Consider the following 18,803-nt stretch of genomic DNA (forward strand, 5'->3'; position numbering starts at 1 on the left):
CCGAGCGTCAGCGAGGTGCAGGCATGAGTCCGTTACTGACGCGTGAGCTGCTGGATCGGGTGCGCGAGCGACTGGCCGCAGAGACGGGTGACCCGGATCCGGCCCAGGTCGCCGCCGCGATCCGGGCCGAGGCAGGCGGCGTGCTCGGCGACACCGACCTGCTGCGGGCACTGCGGTTGCTGCAGACCGAGATGACCGGCGCGGGCGTGCTCGAACCGTTGCTGCACGATCCGGACGTCGCGGACGTGCTGGTAACCGGCCCGGACGCGGTGTGGATCGATCGCGGACGTGGACTGGAGAAGACCTCCATCAAGTTCCCCGACGAGGCCGCGGTCCGGCGGCTCGCGCAGCGCCTGGCACTGTCGGCGGGACGGCGACTCGACGACGCACAACCTTGGGTGGACGGCCGGCTGTCCGGAACCGGTGCGACGCTGGGAGATTCGTTCGGTGTTCGCTTGCACGCGGTACTCGAGCCGGTCGCCCACGGCGGCACCTGCCTTTCGCTGCGCGTACTTCGCCCGGCTACGCAGGGGTTGGACGCGCTCGCCGCGGCGGGTGCGGTGCCGGTGGAGGCAAAGCTGTTGCTCGAGCGGATCATTCGGGCACGGCTGGCATTCCTGGTGGTCGGCGGCACCGGGGCGGGGAAGACGACGCTCCTGTCCGGTCTGCTGGCCACGGTGCATCCGACCGAGCGGATCATCTGCGTCGAAGACGCCGCCGAGCTCGCACCGCCACATCCCCACGTCGTCCGCTTGGTCGCCAGGACCGCGAACGTCGAGGGCGTCGGTGCGGTCACCGTGCGGGATCTGGTCCGCCAGGCACTGCGTATGCGTCCGGACCGAATCGTGGTCGGCGAGGTCAGAGGCGCCGAGGTCGTCGATCTGCTGACCGCGTTGAACACCGGTCACGACGGCGGCGCGGGCACCGTGCACGCCAACTCGCCGCGGGAGGTCCCCGCGCGCCTCGAGGCCCTTGCCGCGCTCGGTGGGATGGACCGCGCGGCCCTGCACAGTCAACTCGCCGCCGCGGTCCAAGTCGTCCTTCATGTGCACCGTCGATCCGACGGCACACGCGGACTGCGTGAGATCGGCCTGGTGCACCGCGCCGACGGTGGCCGAGTACGAATTACACCCGCTTGGCACGCCACGGGCGAGGCTCCCGCCGCCGCCGACCTGTCCCGCCTGCTTGCCGAACGGCTCGGCGGATGACGGCGGCGATGGTGTGTCTCGCGCTGGCGCTGGTCGCGGTTCCCGCGCCTGGATCACGACGCCGGTTCGCCCGGATGTACATCGCGCGAGGCGAGCATCGAAGGCCCGCGTGGAGCACGATGGCTCGCGCTGGTGCCATCGCAGGCGTTGCAGCCGTGCTCGTCCTGCTCGGACCAGGTGCTTTCCTCGCGGCGAGCATGATCGCCGCGACGCTGGCGCTGCGGGTCCGCCGGTCCGCGCGGGACCGGCGCAGGAACGTCGAGCGCGGCTACTTGCTCGAGGCGCTGGAAGCCGTCATCGGCGAGCTACGGGTAGGCGCCCATCCGAGTACGGCCGCCGAGGTCGCGGCGCGCGAGGTACACGGTGAGTCGGCACGAGTCTTCGCCGTCGGCGCGGCACGCAGTCGACTCGGCGGATCCGCGGCCGAGGGGCTGCGCAGGCCGGAGTCCCCTGTCGCGGAGGAACTGTCCCGTATCGCGGGCGCGTGGCAGGTCGCCGAGCAGCACGGTCTCGCACTCGCCGAGTTGCTGTCGGCAGCCCGTACGGACCTCGCGGAGCGCATACGGTTTCACGGCCGCACCACCGCGGCGCTGGCCGGTGCCCGCGCCACCGCCGCGGTTCTGGCCTGCCTGCCGTGTCTCGGTATAGCGCTCGGCCAGATGATGGGCGCTTCACCTCTGCATGTCCTCTTCGCCTCATCCGCAGGCCGGGTATTGCTGCCCCTTGGTACCGGGCTGGCCTGTACCGGCTTGCTGTGGACCGATGTCATTACGCGAAAGGTGCTGGCGTGAGACCACTTTCATCGCTCCGTCCTGATCGGGCGCCGCTCGACCTGCATCGACCGGACGCCTACCGCCGTCATGATTCATCGCGTCCTCTGGCGGGCGTCGGCATCGAGGGCCTCGACGGCTCGCGGCTCGGTGAGGGCAGTCGGCGGCCGAAGCCTGGGCGGCTGCGCGGAGTGTCTCTCGGTTGGATCCATGAGACGGCACGATCAGCGTCGCGGTCGGCGAGCGCGACCGGGCTCGGTGTCCTGTCACCGTCGAGGTTGTCGGTATCCGTGTCGACGCGCGAAGGCCGTGATCAGTCCCGCAGTGGCCACGATATCGCTGACGGCATGTCCGATGCAGATGCCCTGGGCTGGCGGCCGTTGATGCTGTGCGCGAGGGATTGTCACGCGTCTGCTGCGGAGAAGGAGCGTTGGGATGACAGTGACGACGGAGACGGTAGCGCCGCTGCTGTTGTTGGCGATTGCCTTGGCACTACTGCCGGGACGGGTGGCGGTCAGTCGGCGGTTGCGTGCCCTCCGCCAGCCGGTCAGCGGGCCGGTCGAGGTATCGCATGGAGGAAACCGGAACGCCGATCCTCTGGCCGCCGCCTCGGTCTTCGACCTGCTGGCCGCGTGCCTGCGAGCCGGCCTGCCGATGGCGGGCGCGGCACGGGCCGTGGCGCCCGAGGCGCCGGAACCGCTGGGCGGAGCACTACGGCGGGCGGCGGATCTGCTCGCGCTGGGCGCGGACGCGGCCACCGCGTGGGAACAGGTCGCCCGGGATGGAGCCGGGCGTCCGGGGGCCGCCGAGATCGAATCACTGGCCAGGATGGCGCGCCGTTCGGCTCGGTCCGGTGCGTCACTGGCGGTCGCGGTCGGCGAGCTGGCCGAACAGCGCAGGGCCGCGGTCGACGACGCGGCCGCCGCGAGGGCGGAACGCGCAGGCGTCCTGATCGGCGGACCGCTGGGCTTGTGCTTCCTTCCCGCATTCGTCTGCCTCGGCATCGTGCCTGTGGTTATCGGCTTGGCGGGCAGGGTGCTCGGCGGCGGTCTGCTGTGATCCCAGCGAGCACCGTCTCAGAGGCAACGCGTTCGTGCGCCGCCGCCGCGCGGATTCGGACCGGCCGACTGGATTCGCGGCGGTGGCGGGGGACCGCGGTGCCCTGTGCGTCGGGGGAAGCGTGCTCGTGCGGAGGGGCCGCACGGGCCGGAAAGAGAGGGGAATCGGGTGCGTATCGAGTGGGTGACGAGGTCGGTCGGCCAGCGGCTGGAGGCTATATATACGGGCCTGCGCGGGCGAGCGGTGCAGGCGTTGGTCGCGGAGGACGGCATGAGCACGGCGGAGTACGCGATCGGCACGATCGCGGCGGCGGCTTTCGGTGCGGTGCTCTACGGCGTGGTGACGGGCGACAGCATCGTGAACGCGCTGACGAAGATCATCGATCGGGCGCTCAACACTTCGGTGTAGGCGGCGTCATCGGTGGCCGAGAGCATCACGGTCGGCCGAGGCGGAGTGACGACCGAGGGGCGGTGACAGTTGAGGCTGCGCTCGCGCTGACCGCCGTGGTCGCCACCGTCGTGCTGTGTCTCGGTGCCTTGCTGGCGGCGTCGACGCAGGTCCGCTGCGTCGACGCCGCCCGCGAGGCGGCGCGTTTGGCCGCGCGGGGCGATCACGGCAATGCCGTGCCCGCGGCCCAACGGATCGCCCCGCCGTCGGCCGACATCGCGCTGCGCACCGAAGGCACCCGTGTGGTCGCTGTCGTCTCCGCCCGAACTCCCCTTCTGCCGCTGCTCACACTCCGTGCCGCGGCGGTCGCCACCCTCGAGCCGGGGGTTACACCGTGACGGCGAAGTCCTCGCTCCGCTCGCGGGCACGGCCGGCACTCGTCGAGCCGGCCGGCCACCGATGCGCCACCGGTCGTGGTGCTCGGCGGACCGGCGTCACGCGGCCTACGGCTGGACTTCATCGCGCGTCCATGGAGGAAGCGGCGGACCACTGTGAGCGGGAGCACCCACGTGATGCCCATCATGGACTTCCCAGTAGCGGGCAGGCCCGTCGCGAAGCCGTCGACCCGACCGGGCGCTGGGTCTGGCGCAGGTTCGCGGGTGTAGTTCATGGCGAGAACGGTGTAGCCACCGTGTTCGCCGGCTCGGCGTTGGCGGCCCTGCTCGGTGCCACGTTGTTGATCGGGCACGTCGGCGCCGTAGTGGTGGCGCGGCATCGTGCGCAGGCGGCAGCGGATATGGCGGCGCTGGCCGCGGCGAGCGCATTGGTGCAGGGAGTGGATCCGGCGTGCGCCGAGGCGGATGAGGTGGCGCGGCGAATGGGGACACGGATGCGGATCTGTTCGGCCGCGGAGTGGGACGTGACCGTCACTGTCGAAACGAATGTACCAATAGGTCTGTATGGCGATCGGGTTGTCGGAGCGATCGCTAGAGCCGGACCAGTTGAAGAGTGAAGAGTTCGATACACGGCCGCCCGGACGTCGCTTAGGATGGCGGGAATCGGAATTCTACGGGCCGGTCAAAAACCGGCTCGCACAATTCTCCACGGCGCTCTGGATATCAAAAACGAATGAATGCGCATGTTCGCAACGGACGATGTGGCAATAGTCTAGTTAACATGAATTCTTTCCTTTTTATTCTGGGGGCTGGCGCGGTGCCACACCACTGGGAGGTGTCCCAGTGGTCCCTGCGGGTGCGCTGGCAACCTGGACAAACGATCACGTGCCGGGCTCTGCGTCGTCACGAATCGAGCGAGACGCCGTCACCGTCGGCCAATGCGGCCAGTACGGCGGTGAGCAGGCGTGCCGCGCCGGCCTTGTCCAGCGGGTGGTTCCCGTTGCCGCACTTGGGCGATTGGACGCAGGACGGGCAGCCGGCGGCGCATCCGCAGGACTCGATCGCCGCGAGGGTCGCCGAAAGCCATCGCCGCAGTTGGGCGAACCCGCGCTCGGCGAAACCGGCGCCGCCTGCTTGGCCGTCGTAGACGAAGACCGTGGGTAGCCCGGTGTCCGGGTGCTCGGCCGTGGAGACGCCGCCGATATCCCAACGGTCGCAGGTCGCCACCAGCGGCAACAGGCCGATCGCCGCGTGCTCGGCCGCGTGCAGCGCTCCCGGAACGTCCTTGGGTTCGATCCCCGCCAGCGCCAACAGTTCCGGTGTCACCGTGTACATCACCGCCCTGGTGGGGAGCGTTCGCGGGGGCAGATCGAGTTCCACGAGGTCGAGCACTTCGCCGGTGGTAAGCGTGCGCAGGTAGCCGATCACCTGACTGGTGACCCGCACCTGTGCCAGAGCGGTCGTCACGTGACCGTGGCGGTGGTGCTCGGACATCGCGTCGACGGTGATCGAGGTCGTCTGCCGCGCGCTGGTGGTCCATCCCGGTTCGGCCGCGTGCACGAAGGCCACGCCATCCTCGAGATCCAGCTCGTCGACCACGTAGGTCTCCCCCTGATGGAGGTGGACGGCGCCCTGGTGCAGCGTTGCCTGCGCCCGTCCCGCGTCGGCGGTGCCCAGTAGCCTGCCGGTCTCGCCGTCCACGATGGCCACCGGCGTACCGATTCCACCTCGGACGTCGACGGCGTCGTGCGGCTGCGTCTCCGCGGTCACATACCACCGTGCGCTGTTGTGTGCCCCGCGCCGTCTGATCAGCCCTTTCGCGGTGAGGTCGGGCAGCACTTCGCCCGCGCCGAGCTCGTCCACCTCACTGTCGGTGAGCGGCAGTTCCAGTGCGGCGCACAGCAGGTGCGGACCGAGCACGTAGGGATTGCGCGGATCGGTGATGGTGGCCTCGACCGGTTTGTCCAGCAGCGCGTCCGGGTGGTGGACCAGGTAGGTGTCGAGTGGATCATCCCGGGCCACGAGCAGGACCAGTGATCCCTGGGTACGCCGTCCCGCTCGCCCGGCCTGCTGCCAGAACGATGCGACCGTACCGGGAAACCCCGAGATGACCACGGCATCGAGCCCCGCGATATCGACGCCGAGTTCCAGTGCGTTGGTCGTCGCCGCACCCAGCAGCGACCCGTCCGACAACGCCGCTTCCAGGTCGCGCCGGTCCTCCGCGAGGTAGCCCGCGCGATAGGACGCCACCCGCGCGGCGAGGTCGGGATCGACTTCGGTCAACAACCTCCTGGCATCCATCGCGGTCTGCTCGGCGGCCCGGCGCGAGCGGACGAACGTCAAGGTCCGCGCCCCTTCCACCACCAGATCCGCCATGATCCGCGCCGCCTCCGTGGTGGCCGCCCTGCGTACCGGAGCGCCGTTCTCGCCGGTCACCGCGGTGAGCAGCGGTGGTTCCCAGAGCGCGACCGTGCGCGGCCCTTGTGGTGAGCCGTCCTGCGTGACCGCCGTACAGGGCGCGCCGATCAGCCGGGACGCGGCCGCCGCTGGTTCGGCCGTGGTCGCCGAGCACAGCACGAACACCGGATCGGCGCCGTATCGCGCGGCGATCCGCCGCAGTCTGCGCAGCACCAGCGCGACGTGCGAACCGAAGATCCCGCGATAGGCGTGGCATTCGTCGACGATCACATAGCGCAGCCTGCGAAGCACGCGCGCCCAGCGCTGGTGCGACCGCAGTATTCCCAGGTGAAGCATGTCGGGATTGGTGAAAATCCATCGTGCGTTGGCGCGTGCCCACTGCCGGATCTCGGCCGGCGTGTCGCCGTCGTAGGTGGCCGGATGGATATCCCGCAGCGGACCTTCGCGGGTCAGTTCCCCCACGGCACGCAGCTGATCGGCGCCGAGCGCCTTCGTCGGAGCCAGGTACAGCGCGGTGGCTTTCGGATCCGTTTGCAGCGTCGTCAGCACCGGAAGCTGATATCCGAGTGACTTGCCCGACGCGGTCCCGGTGCTCACGACCACGTGTTCACCTTCGAAAGCCAGGCCCGCCGTCTCGGCCTGATGACTCCAGGGTGCGTCTATGCCCGTGTCGCGCAACGCCGCGACCACGTCCGGCGATGCCCATGCGGGCCAGGTGGTGCGCTCGGCCGCCCGCGGCGGCAACTCGACGACGTGGGTCAGCCGAGGGTCGTCATCCGGCACCCCGGCCAGGACACGATTCAGCAACGATGTGCCGTAGCGGAGGTCGGTTCGGGGCTGTGCTCGGGCCGCCGAGTCCGCTGGATTCACGAGACGATCCCCGCAACACGCTCGGAAAGTGTGAAACGTGTGCGTCCGGGAAGCGTCACCTGCCATTTCGATACCCAATAGCGACCTGGGTCACAGCTGGATTGCCGAACGTCCACTCGGTTATCAGAAGGCAAACGAACTGCAAGTCCGGATTCCGCCATTGTGTCCCTCACCTGCGCATTCGCAAGATCAACTTTTTTGCAAATTGTCGGTAACTCGACTGTTGAATTGCCCGGAGACATGGTTCACTGGTTCCTGGTCGCAAGCTTCTGTGTTCGAGGGACGGATCCAAAGTCCAAACCGTCAGCAGGATCGATGTTGCGAACGGTGTGCTTGGTGCTTTCCTGCAGGGGGAACCAACAGTACAGCGGTCGGAACGGACCCGGTGGACGAACCCAGTTGTCCGCCGTTCCGGTAAGAAAAGAGAAGGAACAGAATGGCACAGGGAACTGTGAAGTGGTTCAACGCGGAGAAGGGGTTCGGCTTCATCGCGCCCGAGGACGGCTCCGCTGACGTCTTCGTCCACTACTCCGAGATCCAGGGTTCGGGCTTCCGCACCCTCGAGGAGAACCAGAAGGTCGAATTCGAGGTCGGTCAGGGCACCAAGGGCCCACAGGCCACCGGAGTGCGTGCGCTCAGCTGAGCGGCGCAGTGATCCACCCGCTCGTCCCTCACCACCGGAAACGGGGTGAGGGACGAGCTATATCTGGGGGTAGACGCGGCCCGCGCGAACTGGCGGAACGTCCGTCGAGCACGCCGCCGTGCAGAGGTGGCCAAAAGACAGGGCATACTGATTCGAACTGACGCGCGTACCCTCAGTGGTTCGAGTCGCAAGCACTCGACCACACGCGGCGTCACGGTATAAACGTGTCTGGTGGCGACGTACAGCCGTCGCAGCCGCTTACCCCAGCCGCGCACAGCGGAAACAACGCAGCGCGGGTCGATCAGGAAAGGTGTATTCGCCGGTGGCAACACGAGACCGCGGTGCAGCCGACCAGGGCCGTGCCCTGCGTCGTCTCGTGATCGTCGAGTCCCCGACCAAGGCCCGCAAGATCGCGCCGTACCTCGGTCGCAACTACACGGTCGAGGCGTCGGTCGGTCATATCCGGGATCTGCCGCGGGGCGCGGCCGACGTCCCGGCCAAGTACAAAGGGCAGTCCTGGGCGCGCCTCGGCGTGGACGTGGACAATGATTTCGAGCCCATCTACGTCGTGAGCCCGGACAAGAAGGCCAAGGTCACCGAGCTCAAGAGCCTGCTGAAGGACGCCGACGAGCTCTACCTGGCCACCGACCCCGACCGCGAGGGCGAGGCCATCGCCTGGCATCTGCTGGAGACGCTCAAGCCGAAGGTGCCGGTCCGGCGGATGGTGTTCCACGAGATCACCGAGCCCGCCATCCAGGCCGCCGCGGCGGACACTCGCGAGCTCGACAGCGACCTGGTCGACGCCCAGGAGACCCGCCGCATCCTGGACCGGCTGTACGGCTACGAGGTCAGCCCGGTGCTGTGGAAGAAGGTCATGCCGCGGCTGTCGGCGGGTCGTGTGCAGTCGGTGGCCACCCGGGGGATCGTGCGGCGCGAGCGCGAGCGGATGTCGTTCCGTTCGGCGGAGTACTGGGACATCGCCGCCAAACTCGACGCGGGCACCGGCGAGGAAGGCGACACCGCCAACCCGAGAACCTTCGGGGCCCGGCTGGTCGCCGTCGACGGCGCCAGAGTCGCTACCGGGCGGGATTTCGGTCCGGACGGCCACCTCAAGGCCACCAACGGCGTCATGGTGCTGGACGAAGGCTACGCGCGACGGCTCGCCGAGGCGCTGGACGGTACCGACCTGGTGGTTTCCTCGGCGGAGGCCAAGCCGTACAGCCGCAAGCCGTATCCGCCGTTCATGACCTCGACGCTGCAGCAGGAGGCGGGGCGGAAGCTGCGTTTCAGCTCCGAGCGGACCATGCGAGTGGCGCAGCGGTTGTACGAGAACGGCTACATCACCTACATGCGTACCGACTCGACCACGCTGTCGGAGTCGGCCATCGCCGCGGCCCGTTCGCAGGCGACCCAGCTCTACGGCGCCGAGTACGTGCACCCCGCCGCGCGGCAATACAACCGCAAGGTGAAGAACGCCCAAGAGGCGCACGAGGCGATTCGCCCGGCGGGCGATACGTTCGCCACGCCCGGCCAGCTGCACTCGAGATTGGACAACGACGAGTTCCGCCTCTACGAACTCATCTGGCAGCGCACCGTCGCCTCCCAGATGGCCGACGCCAAGGGCACCACGCTGACCCTGCGCATCACCGGTGTCGCCGGCACCGGTGAGGAGTGCGTGTTCTCCGCCTCCGGTCGCACCATCACCTTCCCCGGCTTCCTGAAGGCCTATGTGGAGAGCGTGGACGAGGAGGCGGGCGGTCAGTCCGATGACGCCGAATCCAGGCTGCCCGCGCTGGAGGAAGGCCAGGCGGTCACCGCGGTCGAGCTGAATCCCGACGGGCACAGCACGAATCCGCCCGCGCGCTACACCGAGGCGTCGCTGATCAAGACGCTCGAAGAACTGGGCATCGGTCGTCCGTCGACGTATGCGTCCATCATCAAGACGATTCTCGATCGCGGGTACGTCTACAAGCGCGGCAGCGCACTGGTGCCGTCCTGGGTGGCGTTCGCCGTGATCGGCCTGCTGGAAGAACATTTCGGCCGACTGGTCGACTTCGACTTCACCGCGGCCATGGAGGACGACCTCGACGCCATCGCGGGTGGACGCGAACAGCGCGGAAACTGGTTGTCCAGCTTCTACTTCGGCGGCGATCACGGCGTCGAGGGCTCGGTCGCGCGCTCGGGCGGGCTCAAGAAGATGGTCGGTGACCGGCTCGACGACATCGACGCGCGAGAGATCAACTCCATCAAGCTCTTCAGTGACGCCGACGGACGAGACGTCGTCGTCCGGGTCGGGAAGTACGGGCCGTACCTGGAGCGGATGGTCACGAATCCCGATGACCCCGAAGGCGATTCGGTCTCGCAGCGAGCCAATCTGCCGGACGATCTCCCGCCGGACGAGCTGACCCCCGAGGTCGCCGAGAAGCTGTTCGCGACGCCACAGGAAGGGCGGACGCTCGGCGTGGACCCCGAGACCGGGCACGAGATCGTCGCCAAGGAAGGGCGTTTCGGTCCGTACGTCACCGAGATCCTGCCGGAGCCGCAGGCCGAGGATGGGCAGGGACCCGCGAAGAAGAACGCGAAGAAGGCCGCCGCGCCGAAGCCGCGTACGGGTTCGCTGTTCAAGTCCATGGAGCTGGCCACCATCACGCTCGACGACGCGCTCAAGTTGCTGTCGCTGCCGCGTGTGGTCGGTACCGACCCGGCCAGCGGCGAGGAGATCACCGCGCAGAATGGACGGTACGGGCCGTACCTGAAGAAGGGCACCGATTCGCGGTCGCTGAACACCGAGGATCAGATCTTCACCGTGACGCTGGAGGAGGCGCTGAAGATCTACTCGGAACCGAAGCGCCGCGGACGGCAGGCTTCGAGCGCGGCCCCGCTGCGTGAGCTCGGTACCGACTCGGCCTCCGGCAAGCCGATGGTGATCAAGGATGGCCGCTTCGGCCCGTACGTCACCGATGGCGAGACCAACGCGACGCTGCGCAAGGGCGACGAGATCGAGTCGATCACCCCGGAGCGGGCCATGGAACTGCTCGCCGATCGGCGAGCGCGCGGACCGGTGAAGAAGGCGGCGAAGAAGACGGCGGCGAAGAAGGCCCCCGCCAAGAAGGCCGCGGCGAAGAAGACGGCCGCCAAGACGGCGACCACCGCCAAGACGGTCGCCAAGAAGACCACGGCGCAGAAGACGGCGGCGAAGAAGACCGGCGTCGGGAAGTCGTGAATTCCCGACGCTCCGCTTCGGCCGTAGCGTGAGCGCCATGAGTACCGAAAAGGAACGCGAGGATCTGATCGCGATGCTCGCCGACCAGCGCGAGCTTTTCCGCATCACCCTGCGCGGGATCGATGAGGAGCAGGCGCGGCGGCGGACCACCGTGAGCGAACTGACCCTCGGCGGTCTGCTGCATCACCTGATCAACTGCGAACGGCACTGGACCTCGGTGATCGTGCGGCGGGACGAGCACGCGGAACTGGACGTCTCGAAGTTCGGTGGTGAGTACGTCATGGCGTCCGACGAGACTGTGTCCGGGTTGCTGGCCACCTGGGACGAAGTCGCCGCGGCAACGGCCGAGCTGATCCGTTCGGTGGACAACCTCGACAGCTCGATTCCCACGCCGACGGCGCCGTGGACGCCGGAGCGGATCTGGCAGTCGGTGCGCTATACCGTCCTGCACATTCTGCGGGAGATCGCCCACCATTCCGGGCACGCCGACATCATCCGCGAGGCGCTGGACGGCGCGAACAGTACGCGGCGGCGCGCCTCCTAGCCCGCTGTTTCGAGGCGTCGACGCCCGGCGGGCGGTGTCGGTGCGGGCGGCTAGGGTGTACGGCGTGGCGGGTGTCTTCGATCGGTTGGTCGGCCAGGAGGCGGTCGAGTCCGAGTTGACGGCTGCCGCCATAGCGGCGCGCGCGGGCTCGGTCGACGGGGCGATGACGCATTCGTGGTTGTTCACCGGCCCGCCGGGATCGGGCAGATCCGTTGCGGCGCTGTGCTTCGCGGCCGCATTGCAGTGCACCGACCCGCAGGCTCCCGGGTGCGGCAGCTGCCACGCCTGCACCACGACCATGGCCGGCACACACGGCGACGTGCGCCGGGTGGTGCCCGAGGGACTGAGCATCAGCACCAAGGAGATGCGCGAGATCGTGCAGGTCGCCTCGCGCAGGCCGAGTACCGGCCGCTGGCAGGTGGTGGTGATCGAAGATGCCGACCGGTTGACCGAGGCGGCGGGCAACGTGCTGCTCAAGGTGGTCGAGGAGCCGCCGGACCGGACGGTGTTCCTGCTGTGCGCGCCCTCGGTGGATCCGGAGGACATCTCGATCACGCTGCGCTCCCGGTGCAGGCATGTGCACCTGGTGACGCCGTCGGTTCCCGCCATCGCGCGGGTGCTCACCGAACGCGACAAGCTCGACGAGAAAACCGCGACCTGGGCCGCCTCGATCAGTGGCGGGCACGTCGGACGTGCCCGCAGGCTCGCCACCGACGAAGAGGCGCGTGCCCGCCGCCGTCGTGCGCTGGCCTTGGTCGCGGCGGTCGGCAAGCCCGGAGCGGCCTACGCCGCCGCCGACGAACTGGTGCGCGCGGCCGACGACGAGGCCAAGCAGATGAGCGCGGCCCGCGACGAACGCGAACGGGAAGAACTCGCGACCGCGATGGGCGCGGGCGGCACCGGAAAGGGCGCGGCGAGTGCCACCCGTGGCTCCGCCGGCGTGTTGAAGGACCTGGAAAGACGACAGAAATCCCGCGCCACCCGCACCGGCCGCGACGCCCTCGATCGCGCCCTGATCGACGTAGCCGGCGTCTACCGCGACGCGCTGGCCGTCCGGTTCGGCGCCGCCCGCCGCGATTCCGGCATCACGCTCACCCACCCCGACCTGTCCGACCAGATCCACGACCTGGCCGCCCGCGTGCGCCCCGAGGGCCTGCTCCAGTCCATCGAGGCCGTCCTCGCCTGCCGCACGGCCCTCGACCTGAACGTCAAACCCCGCTTCGCCCTCGCCGCCATGGCCGCAGCCCTCATCGCGGCCCAGGCACAGTGACCGTGACCACCCGTTTTCGCGATCCGGCCCCGAGACGATAGACTCGCTTGGCCGAAAGGCACGCCGCCTTAGCTCAGTCGGTAGAGCGCTTCACTCGTAATGAAAAGGTCAGGAGTTCGATTCTCCTAGGCGGCTCCAACAAAAGGCCCCTGACGTGGTTGTTCACGCCGGGGGCCTCTTTGGTTGAATCGCCGGTTCGGTGGGTGTGGTCACATGAGGCACCAACAGTTACCCCCCGAACGAATCCAGGCCGACCCCGTAGGGCCGGCCTGGAACTCGTAGATACAGATCAGGCGAGGTCGAACCGGTCGTTGTTGACCACCTTGACCCACGCGCCGACGAAGTCGTTCACGAACCGTTCCTTGGCGTCGTGCTGTGCGTACACCTCGGCCATCGCACGCAGCACCGAGTGTGACCCGAAGATGAGGTCGTTGGCGGTGGCCGTCCACTTGGCCTGGCCGGAGGACCGGTCGAAGCCTTCGTAGACGTTCTCCGCCGACTCGGACGGCTTCCACTCCGTGTTCTGGTCGAGGAGGTTGACGAAGAAGTCGTTCGTCAACACGCCTGGGCGGTCGGTGAACACACCGTGTTCGGTGCCGCCGTAGTTGGCGCCCAAGGCGCGCATGCCGCCGACGAGCACCGTCAGCTCCGGAGCGGTCAGGTCAAGCATGTACGCCCGGTCGAGCAGCAGGCGCTCCAGCGGAGCCTTCTCGCCGGTCCGCACATAGTTACGGAACCCGTCGGCCCGCGGTTCGAGCACCGCGAACGACTCCACATCGGTGTTCTCCTGCGTTGCGTCCGTCCGTCCCGGTGCGAACGGCACCGTGAGGTCGTGCCCCGCGTCCTTGGCCGCCTTCTCGACCGCCGCGGACCCGGCCAGGATGATCAGGTCGGCAAGGGAGACCTTCTTGCCGCCGGAGGCCGAGCTGTTGAAGTTCTGCTGGATCTGCTCCAGCACCGGCAGTACCTTGTCCAGCTCAGCAGGCTCGTTGACCTCCCAGTTCTTCTGCGGCTCCAGCCGGATCCGAGCGCCGTTGGCGCCGCCGCGCTTGTCGGTGCTGCGGAAGCTGGCCGCCGACGACCATGCGGTCTTGACGAGCTGCGCAATGGACAGACCGGACTCGAGGACCTTGCTCTTCAGTGCCGCGATGTCCTGCTCGTCGATCAGCTCATGGTCGACGTCGGGAACCGGGTCCTGCCACAGCTGCGGCTCGGGAACCCACGGCCCGAGATAGCGGCTGATCGGCCCCATGTCGCGGTGCAGCAGCTTGTACCACGCCTTGGCGAACGCCTCGGACAGCTCCTCGGGGTGATCGAGCCAGCGACGGGTGATCTCCCGGTAGATCGGGTCTTCCCGCAGCGACAGGTCCGTGGTGAGCATGGTCGGGGTACGCGCGGGACCACCGAATGGATCCGGGATGGCACCCTCGCCTGCGCCGTCCTTCGGCTTCCACTGCCATGCCCCGGCCGGGCTCTTGGTCAGCTCCCACTCGTAGCCGTACAGGTTCTGCAGGAAGCCGTTGCCCCACTTGGTCGGGGTGGCGGTCCAGACGACCTCCAGACCGCTGGTGATGGCGTCCTTACCCTTGCCCGTCCCGTAGGCGCTCTTCCAGCCCAGGCCCTGCTGCTCGATCGGGGCGGCTTCGGGTTCGGCGCCGACCAAGTCGGCATCGCCGGCGCCGTGAGTCTTGCCGAAGCTGTGGCCGCCGACGATCAGTGCGGCGGTCTCCTCGTCGTTCATCGCCATACGGCCGAACGTCTCGCGGATATCCCGCGCAGCGGCCACCGGATCAGGCTGACCGTTGGGCCCTTCCGGGTTCACGTAGATCAAGCCCATCTGAACGGCGCCGAACGGACTCGCCAGTTCACGGTCACCGCTGTAGCGCTCGTCGCCGAGCCAGGTGTCCTCCGGACCCCAGAAGACCTCTTCCGGCTCCCAGATGTCCGGGCGGCCGAAGCCGAAGCCGAACGTCTTGAAGCCCATCGACTCCAAGGCCACATTGCCGGCGAAGACGAGCAGGTCGGCCCAGGAGATCTTGTTGCCGTACTTCTGCTTGACCGGCCACAGCAGCCTGCGCGCCTTGTCCAGGTTGGCGTTGTCCGGCCAGCTGTTGAGCGGTGCGAAGCGCTGGGCACCCTGACCGCCGCCGCCGCGGCCGTCGGCGATGCGGTAGGTGCCCGCGGCGTGCCAGCTCATCCGGATGAACAGGCCGCCGTAGTTGCCGTAGTCGGCGGGCCACCAGTCCTGCGAATCGGTCAGGACCGCGGCGACGTCGGCCTTGAGGGCGTCGACGTCGAGTTTCTTGAATTCTTCGGCGTAGTCGAAGTCCTCACCCAGCGGGTTCGCCTTGGACGAGTGGGCGTGCAGCACCGAGACATCGATCTGCTCCGGCCACCAGTCCTTGTTGCTGCGGGGGCGATGCTCCGTCTTCGCGGTCGGGGACGGGATGGCCGGATTCTCGCTCTCGCTCGCGCTCTGAGTTCTGGTGTCAGGATTGGGTGGGCGGCTATCGGATGACACGGCATTCCTTCCTGAATGAGTGATGGGCTGCGATCACGGATGCGATCGGGAAGCCTGGGATTCCACACAGTCGGGACACAGGCCCCAGTAGATGACCTCGGCCTCGTCGATCGAGAATCCGTGGTCATCGGACGCGATCAGGCACGGGGCCTCGCCGACGGCGCAATCGACATCGGCGATCACCCCGCATGCCCGGCATACGACGTGGTGGTGGTTGTCGCCGACCCGCGACTCGTAACGTGCCACGGAGCCGGACGGCTGAATACGCCGGACCAGGCCGGCGGCGGTGAGCGCGTTCAACGAGTCGTACACCGTCTGGTGGGACACGTCGGGCAGACCGGATCGCACGGCGCGGATGATCGAATCCGTGTCGGCGTGCGGGTGGTCGTGCACCGCGCTCAGCACCGCGACCCGGGGCCGGGTCACACGCAGCGAAACTCCCCGCAGCATCTGCTGAAACTCCGAGGCTGTTGCCACGGAAGGAAGTCTTGTCCGTTTTCTGGAACGAGTCAAGAGTCTGTTGCCGAGTCGCGCTGATTCGTTCGCTGACGGCGTCATCCCGATGACGTCCGCCGCACGTCGCCATGGCGTACCGCGCTTGCTATGTGCGGTCGGCCCAGCGAGATGCTTCCGCTGGGGACCGAGTCCTCAGGATGCCCAGGGGCCGATGCCGCCGACCTTGTCGATGCGGATGCGGGTGAGGTAGCCGGGCGGAGCGTCTTCCGGTGGGAACTCCGCCGTCGGGCTGGCCAGGGTTTTGGCGAGTTCGGTGAGCAGTTCGGGGGCGCCGCCCTCGACGACGCGGGCGGTGCCGGTGATCGACAAGTACGGGCGCATCACCTCACCGCGTTCGGGGGAGAGGATGGTGACCGCGACGCGCGGGTCACGGCGGACGTTGCGGATCTTCTGGTAGACGCCGAGGTGGGCGGTGACGAGCTCGTCGCCGTCCGGCGTGGATCGCAGGGCCACCCAGACGACGGATACCTGAGGGCTGCCGTCGGGGTTGATGGTGACCAGCGTTGCGTCGGCACCGGAACCGATGAGTTCGCGAGCGTCGTCGTCGAGTTTCATGTGTTGTTCTACCGCTCGACCACCGCATTCATTCCCGGTCCTGGTCGCCATGCCCGGCCGGGTATCGCTGCGCCACCGGCGAACCCGCGACTCCGGCTGCGCGGACTACGTGACGACGAATGTTCCCTTGCCGGGGAGGTGAGGATAGTTGGTGGCGATCAGCACTTCGGCTCGGCCGAGACCCGAGGGGATGGTGATCGGCATCCAATGGCCGTGGACGTTCTCGCCGGATGGCGTATCGTCGCTCACCCAGACCGGTGGGAGGCCGCCGAACTCGCCGGTATCGGAATTCCGCCAATACACCGTGACCTCTACGTCGCAGGAGCCGCCTGGAAGCTCGGGGGTGAAGACGAACTCCGGGCGGATCCATAGCGTTGGATTCTCGGAGGAGTTGCGGGCGGGATCGTATTGTGCCGCAATCATTCCGATGCCGGTACCGCCGCCACCGCAGAGGGTGCGTGCCGGTGTGACGCCGATGGGAATCGCGGACGAAGTCGGGGCGGTCAGCGCGAGTGCCCCAGCGGCCAAAGTCACTGCCGTCATTCCGCGATAGCCCTTCACCGCTGCTCCACTCTGTAATAGGGGCCGAACTGTCTGCCCATGTGTCGCTCGAGAGTCGCAGAATGTTAACCAGCGTGCGCGGTGATCGGCGTCGGCGTCTTGCCGTGCTTGGGGAGCGGGCTACCGTGAGCGGGCGCGGGTGTGGGATCGGGTAAACCGAAGCGGCACAAGCCGTTACTCCTGGGCCGGGCGCCGTTGACCGACCCAGGAGAACGTCTTCCGTCCAGCGCCCGCCGGCGGTGGATCAGCCGGCGGCTGCGGAACGCAGGTGGGCGCGCTCGGCGATGCTCGCCAATTCCGCGTTGAAGCGGTCGGCGGCCTCGATATTGCTCAGGTGGCCAGTGGGCCACACGTGGTAGGCGGCGAGATGACCGGCGTCGCGGAGCGCGTCGGCGATGCGGCGCGACATGCGCTCGGGCAGCAACCGATCGTGCACGCCCGCGATCACCGTGGTCGGCACCCTGAGCGACGCGGCGGCCTCGGCGAGATCGATGTCGGCGAGCGCGGCGGCGTGCCTGCCGCGGGTGAGCGGCCGGCAGGACCGCACGATGCCGAGCGCGAACTCCACTTGGTCCGCGGTGGCCTGCTCGGTCATCACGCGTGCCTTGAGCAGCGCGCTCGCCGGCCAACCGCCCGGCAGCGGCACCGGGGCGGTGAGCAATGTCTCGGCGACGATCATCGGCATCCGTACGGTGGTGCCGAGTACGGTGATCGGCCGGTCGGCCAAGGTCAGCGGCTTGTTCAGCAGCGGAAGCAGATCGGTGTCGTAGCGGATGTTGCCCGAACTGGTGTTCAGCAGCACGGCCGCGGCGGCCTGCCGCCGCACCTGGTCCGGGTAAGCGGAAGCCCACGCCTGCACGGTGATTCCGCCCATGCTGTGCCCGACGAGCACCGCGCGCCGACCCGGGCGCAGCGTGGCGGACAGGACGGCTGCCAGATCGCCGGCCAGCGTTTCCGCGCCCGGCGCGGCCTTGCCGAGTTCGCTCGCGCCGTGGCCGCGCTGGTCGTAGCAGACCACTCGATATCGGTCGGCGAAGGCGTTGATCTGCGGATTCCAGTACTCGATGCTGCAGCTCCAGCCGTGGATGAGGACGATGACGTCGGCATCGGCCGGACCGTAGGCATGCACCCGAAGGCGGGCGCCGTCCTTGGTGGTTACCGGGATGACCGCACAGGGGGCGGTGGGGGCGTTCAGAGACGCGGTCCGGAAGGTGCGGGACCGCAGTCCGGCACGGTAAGCGGCTGTGAGCGCGCCATTGCGCGCGTCCGCCAGCGTCCTCATCGACTTCACCAGCATCGAGCACTCCTTTGTGTCCTCCGTCACCGTACAGTGCTAGCAAGATGCTTGCTAGTGCTAGCGGTCGATGACGGTATTCCTGGCTTGTACCGAGGAGTACCCCGAATTCGGTCCGCTCAAAAGATCATTTCGCACCCGATCTTGTCGGAGCCCGGTGCGAGAATCATGGCGTGGTAAACGAGGAAATCCGCTTCGAACCGCCGATACCCGTGCTGCGCATGTTCGACGTCGCGCGGACCTTCGAGTTCTATCGGGACTATTTGGGTTTCGCCGTCGACTGGGAGCACCGTTTCGGCGCTGAGTTCCCGCTCTACGCGCAGATCTCCCGGGCCGGAGCGACGATTCATCTCAGCGAGCATCACGGCGACGGCACGCCCGGCAGCGTCGTATGGATCGCGGTGGACGACGTATTCGCCTGGCAGGCGGAGTTGGCGGGCAAGAACTACGGCTACTCCGTGCCCGGCAGCCCCGAGGACGGTCCGGGTGGACCGGGGTTCGAGCTGGTCGACCCATCCGGCAACGTGCTGCGTTTCGCCCAGCCGGAATAGTTCGTCGGCGCACAACAA

Annotated in this window: 17 protein-coding genes and 1 tRNA gene; 12 read left to right on the plus strand and 6 right to left on the minus strand. The window is 68.1% G+C overall.

Going from position 1 to position 18,803, the window contains the following annotated elements; all coding sequences use genetic code 11:
- The first annotated feature begins 23 nt into the window (after positions 1-23).
- The 6 genes from ACWPXK_RS04420 to ACWPXK_RS04445 all read left to right on the plus strand — a co-directional run bounded on the left by ACWPXK_RS04420 (position 24) and on the right by ACWPXK_RS04445 (position 4,436).
- A complete protein-coding gene (locus tag ACWPXK_RS04420; RefSeq protein ID WP_454194698.1) occupies positions 24-1,208 on the plus strand; it encodes a TadA family conjugal transfer-associated ATPase in 1,185 nt (394 codons plus the stop codon).
- Positions 1,205-1,999 (plus strand): type II secretion system F family protein, encoded by a 795-nt coding sequence (locus tag ACWPXK_RS04425; RefSeq protein ID WP_454194699.1) that lies wholly within the window; start codon positions 1,205-1,207, stop codon positions 1,997-1,999. The genes ACWPXK_RS04420 and ACWPXK_RS04425 overlap by 4 nt, the downstream gene beginning before the upstream one ends.
- A 414-nt stretch (positions 2,000-2,413) precedes the next feature.
- Entirely contained in the window at positions 2,414-3,037 is a 624-nt protein-coding gene (locus tag ACWPXK_RS04430; RefSeq protein ID WP_454194700.1) for a type II secretion system F family protein, read from the plus strand.
- A gap of 207 nt (positions 3,038-3,244) precedes the next feature.
- Positions 3,245-3,445 (plus strand): DUF4244 domain-containing protein, encoded by a 201-nt coding sequence (locus ACWPXK_RS04435; RefSeq protein ID WP_454195442.1) that lies wholly within the window; start codon positions 3,245-3,247, stop codon positions 3,443-3,445.
- Positions 3,446-3,507: 62 nt separating this feature from the next.
- A complete protein-coding gene (locus ACWPXK_RS04440; RefSeq protein ID WP_454194701.1) occupies positions 3,508-3,822 on the plus strand; it encodes a TadE family type IV pilus minor pilin in 315 nt (104 codons plus the stop codon).
- Positions 3,823-3,953: 131 nt separating this feature from the next.
- On the plus strand, positions 3,954-4,436 hold the full coding sequence (locus tag ACWPXK_RS04445) for an Rv3654c family TadE-like protein (RefSeq protein ID WP_454194702.1): 483 nt from the start codon (positions 3,954-3,956) through the stop codon (positions 4,434-4,436).
- 286 nt (positions 4,437-4,722) lie between these two features.
- On the opposite strand, the gene ACWPXK_RS04450 is transcribed toward ACWPXK_RS04445, so the two are convergent.
- The gene (locus ACWPXK_RS04450; protein ID WP_454194703.1) at positions 4,723-7,044 is read right to left on the minus strand and encodes a DEAD/DEAH box helicase; all 2,322 of its coding nucleotides are present in this window, start codon (positions 7,042-7,044) and stop codon (positions 4,723-4,725) included.
- Between the two features lie 499 nt (positions 7,045-7,543).
- Here ACWPXK_RS04450 and ACWPXK_RS04455 point away from each other — a divergent pair, with 499 nt between their 5' ends.
- From ACWPXK_RS04455 to ACWPXK_RS04475, 5 genes are all read left to right on the plus strand, one after another.
- Complete coding sequence (locus ACWPXK_RS04455) at positions 7,544-7,750, plus strand: cold-shock protein (RefSeq protein WP_011206895.1); 207 nt, start codon at positions 7,544-7,546, stop codon at positions 7,748-7,750.
- Between the two features lie 322 nt (positions 7,751-8,072).
- The gene (gene topA, locus ACWPXK_RS04460) at positions 8,073-10,973 is read left to right on the plus strand and encodes a type I DNA topoisomerase (protein ID WP_454194704.1); all 2,901 of its coding nucleotides are present in this window, start codon (positions 8,073-8,075) and stop codon (positions 10,971-10,973) included.
- A gap of 37 nt (positions 10,974-11,010) precedes the next feature.
- Entirely contained in the window at positions 11,011-11,517 is a 507-nt protein-coding gene (locus ACWPXK_RS04465; protein ID WP_454194705.1) for a mycothiol transferase, read from the plus strand.
- 64 nt (positions 11,518-11,581) lie between these two features.
- Entirely contained in the window at positions 11,582-12,787 is a 1,206-nt protein-coding gene (locus ACWPXK_RS04470; RefSeq protein WP_454194706.1) for a DNA polymerase III subunit delta', read from the plus strand.
- A gap of 62 nt (positions 12,788-12,849) precedes the next feature.
- A tRNA-Thr gene (locus ACWPXK_RS04475) sits at positions 12,850-12,925 on the plus strand.
- A gap of 151 nt (positions 12,926-13,076) precedes the next feature.
- On the opposite strand, the gene katG is transcribed toward ACWPXK_RS04475, so the two are convergent.
- From katG to ACWPXK_RS04500, 5 genes are all read right to left on the minus strand, one after another.
- Positions 13,077-15,308: a catalase/peroxidase HPI gene (katG, locus tag ACWPXK_RS04480; RefSeq protein WP_454194707.1), complete on the minus strand. Its 2,232-nt coding sequence runs from the start codon at positions 15,306-15,308 to the stop codon at positions 13,077-13,079.
- Positions 15,309-15,341: 33 nt separating this feature from the next.
- Positions 15,342-15,758: a Fur family transcriptional regulator gene (locus ACWPXK_RS04485; protein WP_454195443.1), complete on the minus strand. Its 417-nt coding sequence runs from the start codon at positions 15,756-15,758 to the stop codon at positions 15,342-15,344.
- A 198-nt stretch (positions 15,759-15,956) separates the two neighbouring features.
- Positions 15,957-16,379 (minus strand): PPOX class F420-dependent oxidoreductase, encoded by a 423-nt coding sequence (locus tag ACWPXK_RS04490; RefSeq protein WP_454194708.1) that lies wholly within the window; start codon positions 16,377-16,379, stop codon positions 15,957-15,959.
- Positions 16,380-16,484: 105 nt separating this feature from the next.
- On the minus strand, positions 16,485-16,922 hold the full coding sequence (locus ACWPXK_RS04495; RefSeq protein ID WP_454194709.1) for a hypothetical protein: 438 nt from the start codon (positions 16,920-16,922) through the stop codon (positions 16,485-16,487).
- A 262-nt stretch (positions 16,923-17,184) separates the two neighbouring features.
- On the minus strand, positions 17,185-18,264 hold the full coding sequence (locus ACWPXK_RS04500) for an alpha/beta fold hydrolase (protein WP_454194710.1): 1,080 nt from the start codon (positions 18,262-18,264) through the stop codon (positions 17,185-17,187).
- 143 nt (positions 18,265-18,407) lie between these two features.
- On the opposite strand from ACWPXK_RS04500, the gene ACWPXK_RS04505 reads away from it, so the two are divergent.
- Entirely contained in the window at positions 18,408-18,785 is a 378-nt protein-coding gene (locus tag ACWPXK_RS04505) for a glyoxalase superfamily protein (RefSeq protein WP_454194711.1), read from the plus strand.
- Positions 18,786-18,803 lie beyond the last annotated feature (18 nt).

Source organism: Nocardia sp. Marseille-Q1738 (assembly GCF_965283145.1).

Bases quoted from the DNA above. Each gene is read 5' to 3' on its own strand.
- ACWPXK_RS04420 (WP_454194698.1), top strand. From the start codon at position 24: ATGAGTCCGTTACTGACGCGTGAGCTGCTGGATCGGGTGCGCGAGCGA.
- ACWPXK_RS04425 (WP_454194699.1), top strand. From the start codon at position 1,205: ATGACGGCGGCGATGGTGTGTCTCGCGCTGGCGCTGGTCGCGGTTCCC.
- ACWPXK_RS04430 (WP_454194700.1), top strand. From the start codon at position 2,414: ATGACAGTGACGACGGAGACGGTAGCGCCGCTGCTGTTGTTGGCGATT.
- ACWPXK_RS04445 (WP_454194702.1), top strand. From the start codon at position 3,954: ATGGAGGAAGCGGCGGACCACTGTGAGCGGGAGCACCCACGTGATGCC.
- ACWPXK_RS04455 (WP_011206895.1), top strand. From the start codon at position 7,544: ATGGCACAGGGAACTGTGAAGTGGTTCAACGCGGAGAAGGGGTTCGGC.
- ACWPXK_RS04465 (WP_454194705.1), top strand. From the start codon at position 11,011: ATGAGTACCGAAAAGGAACGCGAGGATCTGATCGCGATGCTCGCCGAC.
- ACWPXK_RS04485 (WP_454195443.1), bottom strand. From the start codon at position 15,758: ATGCTGCGGGGAGTTTCGCTGCGTGTGACCCGGCCCCGGGTCGCGGTG.
- ACWPXK_RS04490 (WP_454194708.1), bottom strand. From the start codon at position 16,379: ATGAAACTCGACGACGACGCTCGCGAACTCATCGGTTCCGGTGCCGAC.
- ACWPXK_RS04495 (WP_454194709.1), bottom strand. From the start codon at position 16,922: ATGACGGCAGTGACTTTGGCCGCTGGGGCACTCGCGCTGACCGCCCCG.